This window comes from Promicromonospora sp. NPDC023987 (assembly GCF_040639055.1).
Lineage (GTDB): Bacteria > Actinomycetota > Actinomycetes > Actinomycetales > Cellulomonadaceae > Promicromonospora.
Genome location: NZ_JBEZZF010000091.1, coordinates 1 through 16,895, shown reverse-complemented (window position 1 = coordinate 16,895; position 16,895 = coordinate 1). Strand labels below are relative to the sequence as shown.

Sequence of the window (16,895 nt, the reverse complement as noted above, 5' to 3'; positions counted from 1 at the left end):
CCGGCGCGGCGCGGGCCGGTCGGGCCGGGCGCCGCTCGCCCCGGACCGGGTCGGCGAGAGCAGCGAAGGCGTCCATGGACCATTGGTAACCCGAGGGTTACCAATCTGTCAAGATCGGGCCGCGGCCAGAGCGGGCGACGGCTTGCGCCGTGCACGCGGGCTTGCGCCGTGCACGCGCGGGCCGGACGACGAGGACCCCCGCCAGGCTCACGGCGAACCCCGCCACCGTGAGCAGCGGCAGCTCCTCGCCGAACATGGCCCAGGCCCACGTCGCGGCCACCGCCGGCGTGAGGTACAGCCACGTGCTCACCGCCACCGGCCCTCGCGTGCGCAGCACGTACAGGTACGTGCCGTAACCGCCCAGGAACGACAGGCCCACCAGCCAGGCGACCGCCAGCCAGAACGACGGGTCGGCGGGTGGCGCGGCCTGCCCGCTCCCGAACGCCACCACGGCGAAGAACGCCAGCGTGACGACGCCCTGCACGGCCAGGGAGTCCAGCACGTCGTGCTCCTCCTCGGGTGCCGGCCACAGGTCGCCGAACACGGCGGCGGCCGAGAGCGAGAGCATGCCCGTCACGGCCCAGAGTGCCCCTGCGACACCGGTCCCCGCGACGGCGTCGGGCCCGACGGCGAGCGCGACCCCCAGGAAGCCGATCGCCAGGCCCGCCGCCTGGCGGCGTCCGCCCCGCTGCCCGAACCGGGACAGGACGACGGCGACCAGCGCGGGCTGCAGCGAGGCGAGCAGGGCGGCGGTCCCCGCCGGCAGCCCGTGCTCGACGGCGCGGAAGACGCCGTACAGGTAGCCGGCCTGGCCGAGGGTGCCGAGGACCGCCTCCCGCCGCAGGTAGCGCGGTCCGTAGCGGCGCCGGAGCGCGAGCACGACCACGAGCATGAGGGGTGCGGCGACCACGTAGCGCCACAGCAGCGTGGTGGTGGCAGGGGCGACCGGGGCCGCGAAGGTGGCACCCACGAAGCCGGAGCTCCACAGCACCACGAGCAGGGCGGGGGCGGCGTGACGGAGGAGGCGTGCTGGCATGATGGCAGGTAACCACACAGGTCGGTATACTCGCAGTGCACCCCGCACCCGAAGCTCCCGGACGGAGAGACCGCATGCGACGCAGCCCCAACCCCCATACCCCGGCCGGCGAGAAGATCCTCGCGACGGCGGGCGAGCTCTTCTACCAGCGTGGGATCCGCGGCGTCGGCGTCGACCTGATCGCCGACCAGGCGGGTGTCACGAAGAAGACCCTCTACGACCGGTTCGGGTCCAAGGACGCGCTGGTGGCTGCCTACCTGACGCGTCGGCACGAGCGCTGGGTGGCCTGGTTCCACGAGCGGCTCGCGGCCCGTGGTCCGGCGGGTCGTGACTCTGCGGGTCGCGGCGCGGGCGCCGGTCAGGTCCTGGCGGCGCTGGAGATCGCGGAGGAGTGGGCCGAGCAGAACCTGCGGGGTTGTGCCTTTGTCAACGCCCACGCCGAGATCGGCGGTACGGAGCACCCGGGCAACGCGGTGATCCTCGCCGACAAGCTCTACATGCTCGGCGTGTTCACCGACCTCCTCCGCGGCGCCGGGGAGCCCGGTGCGGAGCAGGTCGGCGCGCAGGTCCACCTGCTCTACGAGGGGGCGATCGTCGCTCACACCACCCGGGCGCAGCCGGACGCGTTCGCCACCGCCCGGGCAGCGGTCCGGGCGCTGCTCGCGCCGTCCGGCTGAGGCGCACGCGGGCCCTTCCGGCCGCCGCGGGGCTGCGCTATTTTGTTAACGATACCGATGCGTTAACAAAAGGAGCAGCCATGGCAGACGAGGTCACCGACGTGCTCGTGGTCGGCGCCGGCCCCACGGGCCTCGCGCTGGCGTGCGGCCTTCGCCTGCAGGGGGTCGGCGTGCGCGTCGTGGACCGCCTGCCGGCTCCGGCGACGACGTCGCGGGCCAACTTCGTGCACGTGCGCGGGTCAGAGGTGCTCGACCGGCTCGGTGCCCTCGGGGACCTGCCACAGCGCTCGGTACGGGCGATGCGGATCACCACCTACCTGGGCGACAGGCCCATGATGCGCATCCGGTTCGGTGACCCCGGTCTGCGGACCGCGGCGCCGCCGATGGTGGTGTCCCAGGCCCTCGTGGAGGGCGAGCTGCGCCGACGCCTCGGGGAGCTGGGCGTGACGCCCGAGTGGGACGCGTCGCTCACCGGTCTCGTGCAGGACGACGACGGCGTGACCGCGGAGCTCGACGACGGGCGGACCGTGCGGGCCCGCTGGCTCGTCGGCTGCGACGGGACCAACAGCGCCGTCCGGAGCGCCGCGGGCATCGACGCTCCAGGGGTGCGCCTGAGCGAACGGTTCCTGCTGGCCGACGTGCACCTGGACTGGGACGTGGACCGGACCGGGACGTCCGGCTGGTTGCACCCGACGGGGATGCTCGGCGCCATGCCGATGCCCGACGACGACGGGCGCGGCGACCTGTGGCGGCTGATCGCGTACGACCCGCAGAGCGCCCCGCCGGACGCTGCCGAGCCGGATCCTGCCGAGCTGGATCCTGCCGAGCCACGGGCCGCCGACGCCTACGGGCGGCGCAGCCGGCTGAGCGAGGCGCAGATCCTGGACCGGTTCCGCGAGATCCTCCCCGAACGTACGGGCCGCGAGGTGTGGGTCCTGGACAGCGAGTGGGTGTCCGAGTTCACCATCCAGCGCCGGCTGGCCGACCGGTACCGGCGCGGCCGGGTCCTCATCGCCGGCGACGCCGCGCACGCGCACGCGCCGTTCGGCGGGCAGGGCATGCTGACCGGTCTCGGCGACGCCGAGAACCTGGCCTGGAAGCTGGCGCACGTGGTGCGCGGCCGGGCGTCCGACGCGCTGCTGGACACCTATGCGGACGAGCGCCGTCCGCTCGCCACCGACGTGGTGCGTGGTACCGCCAACGTGACGCGGGTCAACGTGGCGCAGAGCGCCGTCGGCAGGTTCGTGCGGGACCACGTGCTGATCCGGCTCTTCAACCAGCCGGTGATCCAGCGCTGGGTCACGTTCACCACCTCCCAGCTCTGGGTGAGCTACCGGTCCGGCCCGCTGGGGGCCGGGCCGACTGAGCGGGTGGCCGCCCGGCTCCGGCGTCGGACGTGCGTCGGTGACCGTGTGCCGAATCTCGACTGCGTCAGCGCGGACGGGACCCCGACCCACCTGCACTCCGAGCTCGGCGGGCGTTGGGCGCTGCTCGTTCCGCCGTCGGACGGCGCGGGCGGCGTGGACGGCGCGGATGATGGCGCATCCGGTGCCGCGCCGGACGGTGAGCCGGCGCGGCTCACCCGGACGGACGGCGTCGCCGAGGCCTGGCTCGTGCGCCCGGACGGTCACCTCGCCTGGCGCGGCGCGGACCCGGCGGCGTCGGGGCCGTGGCTCACCGAGGTCCTGCGCACGGGCAGCGCCCGATGACCGCCGCCGATGTGCCCCGCGGCCGCGGACGGCCGCGCGACCCCCGCACCGACGACGCGATCCTGCGGGCCGCGCTCGAGCTGTTCACCGAGCACGGCCACGCCGGGACCAGCATCGAGCAGATCGCGCGCCGGGCGGGCGTCGGCAAGCTCACCGTGTACCGGCGCTGGGCGAGCAAGGACGAGCTCATCGCGGCGGCCGTCGAGTCGGCGCGTGGTGAGATCCCGAGCCCTGGCCCGGACGACCTGGCAGGCCTGTCCTACGCCGAGATCTCCCAGGTGATCGTCGACGCGCTCCCGGTCAGCGCCAGGACCCTCGCCGAACCCGGCTACCGGGCGATGCTCGCTCAGGTCCTCGGCTCCAGCGTCACCCACCCCGGCGTCATGACGGCCTTCTGGCGCAACCACCTCGTGCCCCGGCGGCATACCGCGCACCTGGCGCTGTCGCGGGCCGTGGAGGAGGGAGTCCTGCCCACGGAGACGAACATCGAGGCGCTCATCGACATGACGGTCGGCGCGGTCGTCTACCGGCTGCTGCGACCGGAGCCCCCCGACGCGGACGAGCTGCTGGAGTACCTGCGCACCGTCTACGCGCAGGCGGGGATGATCCCCCGGCAGTGGTGAGGACGAGGCCTGACCGTTCGGGATGTCAGGGTGCGCTGACACTGCAGCCGTGTCACGGTATGTTGACATGGCTGCAGTGTCAACGTACCGTGACATCGGTGACGACATACCAGGTGCTCAACGCACGATCCCTGACCCGGCTGGGCACAGCCGTCAGAAGGTTGCGTCTGGACCGAGGTCTTTCCCAGGCTGCCCTGGCCGAAGCGGCGGACGTTTCTCGCCAGTGGATCATCAGCCTCGAGCAGGGGCGCACCGAGGGGCTCGAGATCGGACGTCTGATGCGCGTGCTTGATGCGCTCGACGCAAGCCTGGCCATCCGTGACGACCAGGAAGCGCCCTGAGATGGCCGTCGTGAAGCAGCTCGCCGTCATTCTCGGTGGCCGGCATGTCGCAGAGCTCACCCGCACGAGGGCCGGCGTGCTGCGTCTCACCTACCTCGATGACGCGCGTCGCCTGGGCGCCACGCCCGTCTCGCTCGCGCTGCCCCCGGACATCGCATCCCACGTAGGGGCTCCCGTCACGACGTTTCTCAGGGGCCTGCTCCCCGAGAGCGACGCCGCGCTGGACGCCATCGGCCGCCGGTATCGGATCGACACCCGGGACGAGCTGGCCCTGCTCTCCGTCGTCGGCAAGGACTGCGCCGGTGCCGTGCAGTTCTGCGCGGAGGAAGAGATCGCGGCGACGGTCGCGCGCGAAGGCAGCCTTCAGGAATGCAGCGTCGGTGACATCGAGATCCGCTTGGACGAGATGGACACGGACGAGTACGCCTCCTGGACCATGCCAGGGGAGCACTGGTCGTTGGGCGGCACCCAACAGAAGTTCGCGCTACGCCGAGAGGGCGATCGGTGGTACGTGGCACAGGGGGCCGAGGCGACGACGCACATCGTCAAGCCCGGCATCCGTAAGCTGAAGGCCCAAGCGCTGGACGAGCACGCCAGCATGCGTGCCGCGCGGATCGTCGGCCTGGATGTGGCGTACACCGAGTACACATCGTTCAAGTCCCAGGACGCGATAGTGATCGACCGGTTCGACCGCGCGCGTGTTCGGGGTGACCAGGTGGTCCGCCTGCACCAGGAAGACCTGTGCCAGGCGCTCGGTGCCGACGAGAAGTACGAGTCGGGAGGTGGTCCGTCCGCGCTCGGCATCGTCCGTATGCTGCGAGAGGTGTCCGAGACCGCTGGGGCCGCTCGCCGCAACGTCGAGCGGTTCGTCGATGGGTTGATCTACAACACCGTCATCGGTGCCCCCGACGCACACGCCCGCAACTATGCGGTCCTGCTGGACGGCGACTCGGTGGATCTCGCACCGATCTATGACGTCGCCTCCGGCTTCGCCTACGACCCGCCGGCGGGCGGTGCACGCCTGGTCTCGATGAGTGTCGGGGGAGTGTTCGAGCTCGACGGGATCGGGCGCGACGCCTGGAGCCGCTTCGCGGACGCCGCCGGCCTCGACGCGGACCAGCTGGTGGAGCGCGTTGCTGAGCTCACCGAGCTGGTACCTGACGCGTTCGAGAGCGCGCTGGACGACATCGACGACTACGAAGGCCATGTCGCGGCGCTCAGGAAGCGGCTCCTGAGTGAGCTGGCCGGGCGGCGCACCCAGCCCACTGCTTCGTAGGCGTTCGGTCATGCGGCGCACGACAGGGTCGGCTGGATCGCTGACGGTGCAGCCCCAGCGTGCGAGTGGAACTCGACCGCGTGACGGTAGACCAGAGAAGTGCTACCAGACGGACGGGAGAGGCATCATGACCCACACGACGGCTACTCGGCGCCCCCGCGGCGCCCATCAGTGGCTTGCCCTCGTGGTTGGCGTGGTCTACCTGCTGGTGGGGATAGCGGGCTTCTTCGTGACCGGGTTCGACATGGCCGGTTTCATGGAGCACGACCCTGACCAGATGCTGCTGGGCTTCGCCATCAACCCCCTGCACAACATCGTGCACCTGGTGATCGGCATCCTGGGTATCGGCGCGTGGTCCAGATCGGCCAGCGCGCGCACCTTCGGCTGGCTCCTCCTGATCGGCTACGGCGCGGCCTTCGTCTACGGGCTCTTCGCCGTGAACAACCCGGAGATCAACTACCTGAACATCAACCAGGCCGACAACTGGCTGCACCTCGGCAGCGCTCTGCTCGGTCTGCTGATCGCCGTGTGGCCCGCCCCGGCCCGCGTCGTCGAGCAGCCCGGAAGCAGCGAGGCGATGCCGCCGGAGGTCCGGGACCCGCGTACCGGTGAGGCGGGGCCGCCGGTTCGCTAACCTCGGTGAATGAACCGTGTCGCCGTCCTCTCCGACATCCACGGCAACACCCCGGCGCTCGCGGCGGTCCTCGCCGCCGTCGACGCCGAGGCCGTCGATCTCGTGCTGAACCTCGGTGACATCGTCTCTGGTGCCGTCGACCCGCGCGGCACTCTCGACCTGCTCGCCGAGCGTCCCGACATCGTGACGGTCCGCGGCAACCACGAGCGCCAGGTACTGACCCTGCCCTACGACGAGATGGGTGGCGCGGACCGGATCGCGGTGGGCGTCCTGACCGATGCCGACCGGACGTGGCTCGGATCGCTCCCGCTCACCGCTCGCCCGGCTCCCGGCGTGCTCGCTTTCCACGCCGTGCCTGACGACGACGCCACCTACCTCACCCAGACCGTCGTCGAGCCGACGGCAGAGCACCCGAAGGGTGTGCGCGAGGCGACGGACGGTGAGCTCGTCGAACGCCTCGGTTCGGCCTACGGGGCGTACGCGCTGTACCTGTGCGGGCACACGCACCAGGCACGCACCAGGCCGCTCCCGGACGGATCGTTGCTGGTCAACCCCGGCAGCGTGGGCTGGCCCGCTTACGCGGACGACGCCCCGCACCCCCACCGGGTCGAGGCCGGGCGCCCCGAGGCCCGGTTCGCGGTTCTGTCGCGCACCGACGACGGCGGCTGGGCTGCCGAGCTGCTCACGGTCCCGTACGACCACGAGGAGGCCGCGGCGTCGGCGGAGCGGCTCGGCAGGGCCGACCTCGCTCACATGCTGCGCACGGGCCGGCTGCCCTGACGGGTGCCGGGCGCCGGACGCCGGGTGACGGCATCGGCCGAAGATTTACGGGCCGGAAACGCCGGTACCCGTCGCGCGCCGGGTCGAAACCATAGATTTGCCCCGTGGACCTCGCGACCTTCAACGCCCTGCCCGCCTCCGACGCCGCTGCGACGGTCCGGCCGTGCGCCGACATCGGCTCGTGGGTCGACGACGTCGTGGCCGGCCGCCCGTACCGGTGCCGTGACTCGCTGCTGCTGCGTGCCATGCGAGCCGCCGCCGAATGGACGGCGGCCGACGTCGACGCGGCGCTCGCGCACCATCCCCGCGTCGGTGAGTGTGCCGCCGGCGACAGCGTCGAAGCACGCCTGTCCCGCACCGAGCTGCCGGCGGCGGCCGAGGCGACGGCCGCCCGGATCGCCGCCGGCAACGCCGCCTACGAGGCGAGGTTCGGCCGGATCTTCCTGGTCCGGGCCGCCGGGCGCACCGCGGAGGACATCCTCGCGAACCTGACCGAGCGCCTCGCGAACGACCCCGCCACCGAGGTGCTGGTGACCGCCGAGCAGCTGCGCCAGATAGCCCTCCGGCGCCTGGAGACCCTCGTCGAGGAACCCGCCGCGGCGTCCGTCGGGGTCCCGGCGTGACCGGCCGTGTGACCGGCCGTGTGACCGGCTACGTGACCGGCGGAGGACTCGGATGAGCCTGGACGACGACGTCATCCTCGGCGGGGCGCCGCGAGCGGAGCCGCCGACCCTGGTCCTCGCGTCCGAACGGGTCCTGATCGAGGGTGAGCTCCAGCCGGCGGTCCTCAGCGTCCAGGACGGCATGGTCCACCAGGTGTGGTGGGGTTCCGCCGACCCGGCGCGCGCCAAGGTCTCCGGTGAGACCGTCGAGCTGGGGAGCCGGGTGGTGCTGCCCGGCGTCGTCGACACGCACCTGTCGTCCGGCTCCCTCCCGCCCGCAACCACGGTGCGCGCGCTGGAGGACAGGCGCGCGGCGGCCGAGGTGGCGCGAGCACGGGGCGACCTGCACCGCGACATCGGCTTCTGGGGTGGCGCAGTCCCCGGCAACACCGAGGAGCTGGAGCCGCTCTGGGCCGCCGGGGTGCTCGGCCTCACGTGCACCCTCGCAGGCTCGGGTGCGCCGGTGCTCCCGCCGCTCCCGCAGGACGAGCTCCTGGCCGCCATGGGCCGCATCGCCTGGTTCGGCGGGCTGCTCGCGGTGCACGCCGAGGGCCCGGCAGCGCTGACCGGCCTGCTCGACGCCGTCCGCGAGACCGGCGCGCGCACCCACGTGCCGCACCTGACCTCCGCGCGGGCGCTCGACCTGATCGCCGAGGCGAAGGACGAGGGCCTGCCCGTCACCGCGGAGACCTGCCACCACGGCCTCGTCCTCGACGTGCGGGACGGCACCGCCGACGGCTCCGCCGACGGCTCCGCCCGCTCGTGCTGCCCCGCCGTCCGCGACGGCGGTGACCAGGACGCGCTCTGGCACGGGCTCCGGGAGGGTGTCCTCGACTGCGTGGGCGGTGTCGGCTCGCCCCGGCAGGGCGGGCTGGCAGCCCTGGCCGACGCCGCCCGACGTCGGGGCGTGCCGCTGGCCGACGTCTCCCACTGGACCTCCGCGAGCACCGCGGCGCTCGCGGGGCTGGACCGGGGGCCGCGCCGGAAGGGTGTGATCGCCGAGGGTGCCGCCGCCGACCTGATCGTCTACGACTCCGAGGCGGGCACCACCTTCCCGGCCGCCTGGGCCGCGGTAGACCCCGCGCCGGCCGGATCGGGCCCCACGCTGCTCAGGAGGTCCGACGCTGCGCGTTAGAGCAGCCGGACCTTGCCGACGAGACGCCGGGGAGACGCCGTGGTGCGAGCATCGAAGGATGGTTGATCCCAACGACAGGCCTGGCCCCCGGTCCGGGATACCCGCCGATCCTGGCGACGGCGCCTGGCTCGTCCGCGCCGTCGAGGTCGCCACGCGGAACGTGGCCGACGGCGGTGGCCCCTTCGGGGCCGTCGTCGTGCGAGCGGGTGCCGAGGTGGCGGCCGAGGGGAACCGGGTGACCCGCGACCTCGATCCCACGGCCCATGCCGAGGTGGTGGCGATCCGGGTCGCCTGCCGGGCCCTGAACACGTTCTCCCTGGTGGGGGCGACGCTCTACGCGTCCTGCGAGCCCTGCCCGCTGTGCCTGTCGGCGGCGCTGTGGGCCCGCGTGGACCGGGTCGTGTTCGCCGCGAACCGCTACGACGCCGACCGGGCCGGCTTCGACGACCGCGAGCTCTACGAGCTGCTCGCGCGTGACCGCTCGACGTGGCCCAGCCCCGTAGTCGAGCACCGGATCCCCCGAGCGGGCGAGCCGTTCGAGGCGTGGCGGGCCCTCCCGTCACGCGACCAGTACTGACGAGAACGGGGTTGTGCTTCTTTCGCGCAGAGAGGCGGACACGACCCCGTTTCCGCAGGCCGGACGGGCGGGGACCTCGTTACGCTGGCGGTGCCCGACGAGCCGAGCCGGAGGTGGTCCGATGAACGCAGCGGCCTGGTCCGTCCTCCTGACCGTCCTGGTGGCCGGGTGGGTGCTGCTCGACGGCGCGATCCAGGGAGCCGGAGCCACCCTGCTGCAGGAGCGCGACCACGACGGCAGCGACCGGCGGCGCGCGCCCGCCGAACGGCGCGTGGTGCTGGGTGCCGTCGCGCCGATGCTGGTGCCCGGTGATGTGTGGCTCGTGGCGGCGCTCGCCGTGCTCATCGGTGTGTTCCCGTACGCCGGGGCGGACCTGCTCGACGCGGCGTCCCCCGTGGCGGTCGCGCTGGTCGTGTCCTGGGTGCTGCGCGACGCGGCGATCTGGCTGCGCAGCAGACGGCTCAAGCGGGTCTGGCGGGACGCCTGGGACATCCTGCTGGTGGTGGCGAGCATCGTGCTCGCGGGCAGCTGGGGCGCGCTGCTCGGCGCGGCCTGGGGCAGCGGTCTGGCGGCGCTGGTCCTCGGCGTCGTCGCCGTGGTGGTCACCCGCCTGCACGCCGCCGCCGTCGTCGCCTGGCGGCTGCGGCGTACGGGCCCGCTGCCGGTGATCGTCACCTCCGTGATGATCGTGGCCCCCGTGGTGGGTACGGCAGTCGTGGCGTGGCCCCGACTCGTCGAGGGCGGGATCTCCGCGGAGACGATGGGCGCGTACGGGATCGGCGCGGCCGTCGTGGTGCCGCTGGCGCTCGCGCTGCAGGTTCGCGCCTGGCGGCTCGTGTCCCGCCCGCTGAGCAGGCGGGACACCTCGTTCTTCTGACCGGCCGCCGGACCTTCGCCACCCGCCAGGGTGAGATGCCGGTAAGGTCCTGCTCACCATGACGATGAAGAACCGCATAGTCTGCGCGCTGCTCGGCGCGCTGGCCGTCGCCACCGCGACCCTGCTCCTGCCATGGCTCCCGGACGCGCTCGTGGGACTGCTCGGCACCGGTGGGGTGCTGCTGTTCCTCGCCGCACTGGTCCTGCCGACGAACACCCGGCAGCCCCCCGTGCACAGCCTGACGATCCTCGACAAGGGCTACCTGACACCCGCCGAGATCCACCAGATCCTCGGGATCTGGCTGCCGTCGGGCAGCTCGTCCCTCGACGCCAGGGACGCGCAGTGGACCGTCGCCCGGCACGTCGCCAAGTGGCGCGCCGACCACGTGGTCAACGTGATGGACTACCACGGCGTCGTCGCCGACCGCCGGATCGAGATGCTGTCGGTGGTGCAGTGGGTCGGCGTGCACCTGCTGCCCGCGTTCCTCGGCCTGATGTTCCTGATCCCCACGCTGGCGCTCACCGGGTTCGAGAAGATCGGCAACAACTTCCTGCAGACGGTGCTGCTCTTCGCGCTCTGGGGCACCGTCGCCCTGATCGCGCGCGGCGTGCTCGAGAAGCACGTGATCCACCGGTTCGTGTGGGAACCGGAGCTGACGCCGGACGGCACGCGGTTCGTGGAGCGCTGAGCGCTCGTGAAGGTCTTGGGGTGCTGACGCGCGGTGTGCCGGAGTGTCGGTGAGTAGGGGCAGAATGACTGCGTGCCCCTGTACCGAGACGACGCGATCGTGCTGCGCACCCACAAGCTGGGTGAGGCGGACCGCATCATCACGTTCCTGACGCGGAAGCACGGCAAGGTGCGCGGCGTGGGCAAGGGCGTGCGGCGCACGTCGTCCAAGTTCGGGGCGCGGCTGGAGCCGTTCATGGCCGTCGACGTGCAGTTCCACACCGGCCGCAGCCCGCGGCCCGGCATGGGGCTCGACACCGTGACACAGGTCGAGACCATCGGGGCGTACGCACGCGCCATCAGCCAGGACTACGGCCTGTACACGGCGGGCACCGTGATGCTGGAGGCCGCCGACCGTCTCGTCGCGCAGGAGCACGAGCCGTCGGTCCAGCAGTACTGGCTGCTCGCCGGCGGGCTGCGCGCGCTGTCGGAGCGGCACCACGACGCCAACCTGGTGCTCGACTCCTACCTGCTGCGGGCGCTCGCGGTGGCCGGCTGGGCGCCGTCGTTCGAGGACTGCGCCCGCTGCGGCGAGCCCGGGCCGCACCACTCGTTCAACGTCGCGCAGGGCGGCGCCGTCTGCCCGCGCTGCCGGCCGCCGGGCTCCACAGCGCCCGCGCCGGAGACCTTCGCCCTGTTGTCCTCGCTGCTGGCCGGAGACTGGGTGACCGCCGACGCGTCCGACGCGCGGCACCGCAAGGAGGCGAGCGGCCTCGTCGCCGCCTACGGGCAGTACTACCTGGAGAGAACGTTGCGATCGTTGAAGATGGTGGAGCGCTGATGGCCCGGAACACGCGGCAGCTGGTGGCGCCCTATCCGCACCCGTCAGGGGTACAGGCTCCGCGGATCCCGAAGGAGTTCGTGCCGCAGCACGTCGCCATAGTCATGGACGGTAACGGGCGCTGGGCGAACGCCCGTGGCCTGCCCCGCATCGAGGGCCACCGAGCGGGTGAGATGTCGCTGCTCGACGTCGTCGCCGGGGCCGTCGACGTCGGCGTCAAGTACGTCTCGGCGTACGCCTTCAGCACCGAGAACTGGAAGCGCTCGCCCGAGGAGGTGCGCTTCCTGATGAACTTCACGCAGGACGTGATGCGGCGCCAGTGCGACGTCATGGCGTCGTGGGGCGTGCGGATCCGCTGGGCCGGACGCCGTCCGAAGCTGTGGAAGTCCGTGATCAACGTGCTCCAGGAGGCCGAGGAGCGCACCAAGGACAACGACCTCTGCACCCTGACGATGTGCGTCAACTACGGCGGCCGGGCCGAGCTGGCGGACGCCGCCGCGGCCATGGCGCGCGACGCCGCCGCCGGCAGGCTCGACCCGAAGCGGGTCAACGAGAAGACGGTGCAGAAGTACCTGTACCTGGCCGACCTGCCCGACGTGGACCTGTTCCTGCGCTCGTCCGGCGAGCAGCGCACGTCCAACTTCATGCTGTGGCAGGCCGCTTACGCCGAGATGGTGTTCCTCGACGAGCCGTGGCCCGACGTCGACCGTCGTCACCTCTGGCGGGCGGTGGAGGAGTACGCGAGCCGCGACCGCCGCTACGGGGGAGCCCTGGACACCCCCACCGCCGCCAAATAGCTCGTTGAGTGCTGGATATCTGTTGGCCAAACCGGCGTTCGCCCGCAGATACCCAGCACTCAACGGATGGGTTACTGCTTGAGCAGGTCGGACAGGGACTTCACCAGCGTCGGCATGCCCTCGGGGTACTGGACCGAGAGGGCCGTGGGCGGAGAGACCGCGGAGACCGCGATGGTGCCGACCTGCTGCACGACCATGCCGTCCTTGACGGCGGGCAGGGCCTGCAGCTCCTTCTTGTCCGGCAGGGCTGCGGCCTCCTCCTCGGTGTACGTGTAGGCGACCACGATGTCCGAGTCGAGCTTGTCGAGCTGCTCGTACGACAGCGTGTAGAAGAACTCGCCGTCGTCGGGCGCGAGCTCGTCCACGGCCGGGGCGCTCTCCATACCCAGGCCCTCGAGGAACCCGGCGCGCGGGTCCTCCGACTTGTAGACGTAGACCAGCCCTTCCTCGGGCGAGTCCACGATCGCGGCGAACGTCTTGCCCGCGAACTCGGGGTGCGCCTCCGCCTCGTCGGCCAGGTACTGGTTGATCTCGTCGACCTTGGCCTCGCCCGCGGCGCTGCGGCCCAGGGCATCGGCCGTCGCGGTGATGATCTCGTCCCACGGCGTCTGCCACGGGGTCTCCGGGTAGGCGATCGTCGGTGCGATCTCGCTGAGCAGGTCGTACTGCTCCTGGGTGATGCCGGAGTACGGGGCGACGATGAGGTCGGGTTCGGCGGCGGCGAACTCCTCGTACGGAACCGATGCACCCGCCTCGGCGTCGGTCAGCACGGTCGGGTGCTCGATGCCGGCCTCGTCATAGGCGTCCTCGACCCACGGCAGGAGGTTGCCCTCGCCGACGGTCCAGGTCTGCTCGGCGACGGCGACGGGGTAGACACCCGCCGCGATCGCGGCCTCGGTCGAGCCCCAGCCCCACGTGGCGACGCGCTCGGGCGCCTCCTCGACCGTGGTCTCGCCGAGGGCGTGCTCGATGGTCAGGGGGAACTTGTCGGTCGCGTCGGAGGTGTTGCCCGACGGCGTCGCGCCGTCCGCGGTCGGGGCTTCGGACGCGCAGCCCGACAGGGCGAGGGCGGACGCGGCGACAAGGCCGACGGCCGCCGCGAGGGAACGACGATGGCGCACGGTTTCTCCCGGATGTTCAGTCGAGGGACCGGCGGGCGCCGGTCGATGTGAGGTTAGCCTAACCACATTAGGTAACGACGATGTTGCGGAATTGGGGAGCAGTGGGGTGAGGTAAGCCACGCCTCCGCTGGGCGGAGGGCTCAGCCGGTGGAGGAGTGGTAGCGGCCCACCGGCACCACGAGCGGAGAGCCGGCGACCGGGTCGAGCACCACCTGAGCACGCAGCCCGAACGCCTCGTCGACCACCTCGCGCGTGAGCACCTCCGACGGCGCTCCCTCCGCCACGATCCGCCCCGCGGCCATCACGACCAGGTGGTCCGCGTACCGCGCGGCGAGGTTGAGCTCGTGCAGCACCATCGCGACGGTGGTGCCCCGGTCCCGGTTGAGCTCCGTGAGCAGGTCGAGCAGGTCGAGCTGGTGGCGCACGTCGAGGAACGTCGTCGGTTCGTCGAGCAGCACGATGTCCGTCTGCTGCGCCAGGACCATGGCTATCCACACGCGCTGGCGCTGACCGCCCGAGAGCTCGGCCACCGGTCGGTCCGCGATGTCCGCGACGCCCGTGGACTCCAGCGCCGTGGTGACCACGGCGTCGTCGTCGGACGAGTGCCGGCCGAACCAGCCCTGGTGCGGGTACCGGCCGCGGCTGACGAGCTCGGCGACCCGCACGCCGTCGGGCGCGATCGAGGACTGTGGCAGCATGCCGACCTTGCGGGCCAGCTCCTTGCGGGGCATGGCCGTGATGTCGGCGCCGTCGAGGGTGATGCGGCCGCCGTCGAGCGGGTGCAGGCGGGCCAGGCCGCGCAGCAGCGTGGACTTGCCGCAGGCGTTCGGCCCGACGACGGCGGTGATCTTGCCGTCGGGCAGCGTCAGGTCGAGGTCCTCGATGACACGTAGGCCGTCGTAGCCCAGGCTGACGCTCTCGGCGCGCAGGTTGGTCATCGGCTCCTCTTCTCGGTCGTGGCGAGCAGCCACAGCAGGTAGGGGGCGCCCACGAGCCCCGTGACGATGCCAACGGGCGCGGCGACGCCGAGCAGTGCGTGCTGCCCGACGACGTCGGCCACCAGGGTCAGTGCGGCACCGGTGGCGGTGGACGCGGCGAGTGCGGCGCCGCCGTCGTTCACCAGGCGGCGGGCGATGGCAGGGGCGACCAGCGCGACGAACGCGATGGGCCCGGCGGCGCTGGTCGCGAGGGCCACGAGCGCCACGGCGAGCAGCAGCGTACCGATCCGGGCGGCGTCCACGTGCACGCCGAGAGCACGTGCGTTGTCGTCCCCGAGCGCGAGCGGCCCCTGCAGCCGTGAGACGACGACGACCGCCGCGAGCAGCACGAGCGTCCCGGTGGCGACGAGCGCGAGCTGCTCGCCGCGGATGTCGGACACGGATCCGACGGTCCAGGTCAGGACCGCTGCCGCCTCGTGCTCCTGCGACCGGGCCATGGCCCACGCGAGCAGGGAGGAGCACAGATAGGCGAAGCCGACGCCGACCAGCACGAACCGGATCGAGTGCAGGCCCTTGCGCCAGGCCAGCAGCCAGATCGCGAGCGCGATGATGCCGGCGCCCGCGAACGCCAGGCCGGACAGGGCGACCCCGCTCAGGCCGAGCGCCAGCAGGCCGATCACGGCGCCGAGGCTCGCGCCGCTCGAGATGCCGAGGATGTCAGGGGAAGCGAGCGGGTTGCGCAGGGTCGACTGGAACAGGGCGCCTGCGAGGCCGAACGCCGCGCCGACCACGACGGCGGCCTCGATCCGCGGCAGACGCAGCTTCTGGATGATGAAGACGTCGCCCTTGTCGCCGAGGCCCAGGGCGCCGGCGATCGCCTGACCGGGGGAGAGGCCGGCGGCGCCGATCAGGAGCGCGCCGGTCCCGGCGACGAGGACCACGAGGGTCATCCCGGCCACGACGAGGACCTGACGGCGGCGCCGGACGGTGCGCAGGTCGGCGACGGCGGTGCTGGTGCTGGCGCTCATCAGGCCCCCACCACGTTCTTGCTCCGTGCGACGGCGATCAGCACCGGCGCACCGAGGAGCGCGGCGACCACACCGGCCTCGAGCTCGGCGCGGGGCAGGATCAGTCGGCCGAGGACATCGGCCGACAGCAGCATCACCGGGCCCAGCAGCGCGCCGATGCCCATGATCCAGCGGTAGTCCGTACCCACGAGGCGGCGTGCCGCATGCGGCACCACGAGCCCGACGAGCGCGATGGGCCCGGCGAGCGAGGTCGCCGTCCCCGCGAGCAGCACGATGGCGACCGCCGCGAAGAGCCGCGTGGTGCCCACCCGCTGTCCGAGTGCGGTCGCGACGTCGTCGCCGAGCGCCAGCATGTTGAGGCGGTGCGACAGCGCCGCGGCGAGGACGACACCGACCACGATGAAGGGCCAGAGTGCTGTCACGGTCTCCAGGCCGCGGCCGGTGAGCGAGCCGACCGACCAGAACCGGAACAGGTTGAACGCCTGCTGGTCGCGGAGCAGGACCAGCGTGATGAGCGGCGTGATGAGCGCGGTCACGGCGGCGCCGACCAGCGCGAGCCGCACGGGCTGGCCGCGCCCCACCGAGAACACGATCGCCGCCGCGCCGGCGGCCCCGAGGAACGCGAACCACACGTAGCCGATGGGCGACGTGATGCCGAACAGCCAGACCGCACAGACGACCGCGAGCGAGGCGCCGGAGTTCAGGCCGAGCAGACCCGGATCGGCGATCGGGTTGCGGGTGACGCCCTGGATCAGAGTGCCCGCCGCGCCGAGCGCGACCCCGGCCGCGAGGCCGACGATGGTGCGCGGCAGCCGCTGGTCCAGGACCACGTCGTGGTCCATGAACCCGGCGACCGGCGCGGTCAGGGCACGCCAGACCTCCGCCGGGTCGATGTCGCGGATGCCTAGCGCGAGGCTCGCGAGCATGACCAGCAGCAGCGCGGTGAGCGCCGTGGCCAGTGCGAACGTCCTGCGGCGGGCACGGTGCGCCACGGCTTCCGCACCCTCACGGCGTTCCGCGGGCGCTTCCGCAGGTGAGGTAAGCATTGCCTAAGTGTTCCACAATGCCTGGGATGGTCGGTACGCCCACCTGCTCCGCTCCGTTGCCACGGGTCACGATGAGTTCGGTCTGTTGGGATGAGATCGGTCGGTTGATTGACCGATCTCATCCCAACATG

Annotated in this window: 19 protein-coding genes; 14 read left to right on the top strand and 5 right to left on the bottom strand. The window is 72.2% G+C overall.

Translation table 11 applies throughout. From position 1 onward, the window contains the following. Positions 1-97: 97 nt before the first annotated feature. Entirely contained in the window at positions 98-1,036 is a 939-nt protein-coding gene (locus AB0F40_RS25205) for an EamA family transporter (RefSeq protein ID WP_357474384.1), read from the bottom strand. A gap of 74 nt (positions 1,037-1,110) precedes the next feature. Here AB0F40_RS25205 and AB0F40_RS25200 point away from each other — a divergent pair, with 74 nt between their 5' ends. The 14 genes from AB0F40_RS25200 to AB0F40_RS25135 all read left to right on the top strand — a co-directional run bounded on the left by AB0F40_RS25200 (position 1,111) and on the right by AB0F40_RS25135 (position 12,631). Further along, entirely contained in the window at positions 1,111-1,713 is a 603-nt protein-coding gene (locus AB0F40_RS25200) for a helix-turn-helix domain-containing protein (protein WP_357474381.1), read from the top strand. 80 nt (positions 1,714-1,793) lie between these two features. Continuing rightward, a complete protein-coding gene (locus AB0F40_RS25195; RefSeq protein WP_357474378.1) occupies positions 1,794-3,422 on the top strand; it encodes an FAD-dependent monooxygenase in 1,629 nt (542 codons plus the stop codon). Beyond that, the gene (locus AB0F40_RS25190) at positions 3,419-4,045 is read left to right on the top strand and encodes a TetR/AcrR family transcriptional regulator (protein ID WP_357474375.1); all 627 of its coding nucleotides are present in this window, start codon (positions 3,419-3,421) and stop codon (positions 4,043-4,045) included. Before AB0F40_RS25195 ends, AB0F40_RS25190 begins: the two co-directional genes overlap by 4 nt. 98 nt (positions 4,046-4,143) lie before the next feature. Next, complete coding sequence (locus AB0F40_RS25185; RefSeq protein ID WP_357474372.1) at positions 4,144-4,386, top strand: helix-turn-helix domain-containing protein; 243 nt, start codon at positions 4,144-4,146, stop codon at positions 4,384-4,386. Beyond that, entirely contained in the window at positions 4,364-5,662 is a 1,299-nt protein-coding gene (locus AB0F40_RS25180) for a HipA domain-containing protein (RefSeq protein WP_357474369.1), read from the top strand. Before AB0F40_RS25185 ends, AB0F40_RS25180 begins: the two co-directional genes overlap by 23 nt. A 127-nt stretch (positions 5,663-5,789) precedes the next feature. Continuing rightward, complete coding sequence (locus AB0F40_RS25175) at positions 5,790-6,296, top strand: DUF4383 domain-containing protein (RefSeq protein ID WP_357474366.1); 507 nt, start codon at positions 5,790-5,792, stop codon at positions 6,294-6,296. Between the two features lie 9 nt (positions 6,297-6,305). Beyond that, complete coding sequence (locus AB0F40_RS25170) at positions 6,306-7,076, top strand: metallophosphoesterase family protein (protein ID WP_357474363.1); 771 nt, start codon at positions 6,306-6,308, stop codon at positions 7,074-7,076. A 104-nt stretch (positions 7,077-7,180) separates the two neighbouring features. After that, positions 7,181-7,699, top strand: a complete 519-nt coding sequence (gene uraD / locus AB0F40_RS25165) for a 2-oxo-4-hydroxy-4-carboxy-5-ureidoimidazoline decarboxylase (protein ID WP_357474360.1) — start codon at positions 7,181-7,183, stop codon at positions 7,697-7,699. Positions 7,700-7,751: 52 nt separating this feature from the next. Next, complete coding sequence (locus AB0F40_RS25160; protein WP_357474357.1) at positions 7,752-8,873, top strand: allantoinase; 1,122 nt, start codon at positions 7,752-7,754, stop codon at positions 8,871-8,873. 58 nt (positions 8,874-8,931) lie between these two features. After that, a complete protein-coding gene (locus AB0F40_RS25155; RefSeq protein WP_357474355.1) occupies positions 8,932-9,450 on the top strand; it encodes a nucleoside deaminase in 519 nt (172 codons plus the stop codon). A gap of 121 nt (positions 9,451-9,571) precedes the next feature. Next, positions 9,572-10,327, top strand: coding sequence for a cytochrome d ubiquinol oxidase subunit II (locus AB0F40_RS25150; RefSeq protein WP_357474352.1), 756 nt, complete (start codon positions 9,572-9,574; stop codon positions 10,325-10,327). A gap of 58 nt (positions 10,328-10,385) precedes the next feature. Beyond that, positions 10,386-11,015 (top strand): hypothetical protein, encoded by a 630-nt coding sequence (locus tag AB0F40_RS25145; RefSeq protein WP_357474349.1) that lies wholly within the window; start codon positions 10,386-10,388, stop codon positions 11,013-11,015. 72 nt (positions 11,016-11,087) lie between these two features. Further along, positions 11,088-11,834, top strand: a complete 747-nt coding sequence (gene recO / locus AB0F40_RS25140) for a DNA repair protein RecO (protein ID WP_357474346.1) — start codon at positions 11,088-11,090, stop codon at positions 11,832-11,834. Next, positions 11,834-12,631: an isoprenyl transferase gene (locus tag AB0F40_RS25135; RefSeq protein ID WP_357474344.1), complete on the top strand. Its 798-nt coding sequence runs from the start codon at positions 11,834-11,836 to the stop codon at positions 12,629-12,631. Before recO ends, AB0F40_RS25135 begins: the two co-directional genes overlap by 1 nt. A gap of 71 nt (positions 12,632-12,702) precedes the next feature. Here the strand turns inward: AB0F40_RS25135 and AB0F40_RS25130 are convergent, their stop codons facing one another. From AB0F40_RS25130 to AB0F40_RS25115, 4 genes are all read right to left on the bottom strand, one after another. Beyond that, complete coding sequence (locus AB0F40_RS25130; RefSeq protein ID WP_357474341.1) at positions 12,703-13,752, bottom strand: iron-siderophore ABC transporter substrate-binding protein; 1,050 nt, start codon at positions 13,750-13,752, stop codon at positions 12,703-12,705. Positions 13,753-13,892: 140 nt separating this feature from the next. Further along, positions 13,893-14,690 carry an ABC transporter ATP-binding protein gene (locus tag AB0F40_RS25125; protein WP_357474337.1) on the bottom strand — a complete coding sequence of 266 codons (798 nt, stop codon included), beginning with the start codon at positions 14,688-14,690 and terminating at the stop codon, positions 13,893-13,895. Further along, the gene (locus AB0F40_RS25120) at positions 14,687-15,718 is read right to left on the bottom strand and encodes an iron chelate uptake ABC transporter family permease subunit (RefSeq protein WP_357474334.1); all 1,032 of its coding nucleotides are present in this window, start codon (positions 15,716-15,718) and stop codon (positions 14,687-14,689) included. Before AB0F40_RS25120 ends, AB0F40_RS25125 begins: the two co-directional genes overlap by 4 nt. Next, positions 15,718-16,764 carry an iron chelate uptake ABC transporter family permease subunit gene (locus AB0F40_RS25115; protein WP_357474331.1) on the bottom strand — a complete coding sequence of 349 codons (1,047 nt, stop codon included), beginning with the start codon at positions 16,762-16,764 and terminating at the stop codon, positions 15,718-15,720. Before AB0F40_RS25115 ends, AB0F40_RS25120 begins: the two co-directional genes overlap by 1 nt. Between the last annotated feature and the right edge of the window lie 131 nt (positions 16,765-16,895).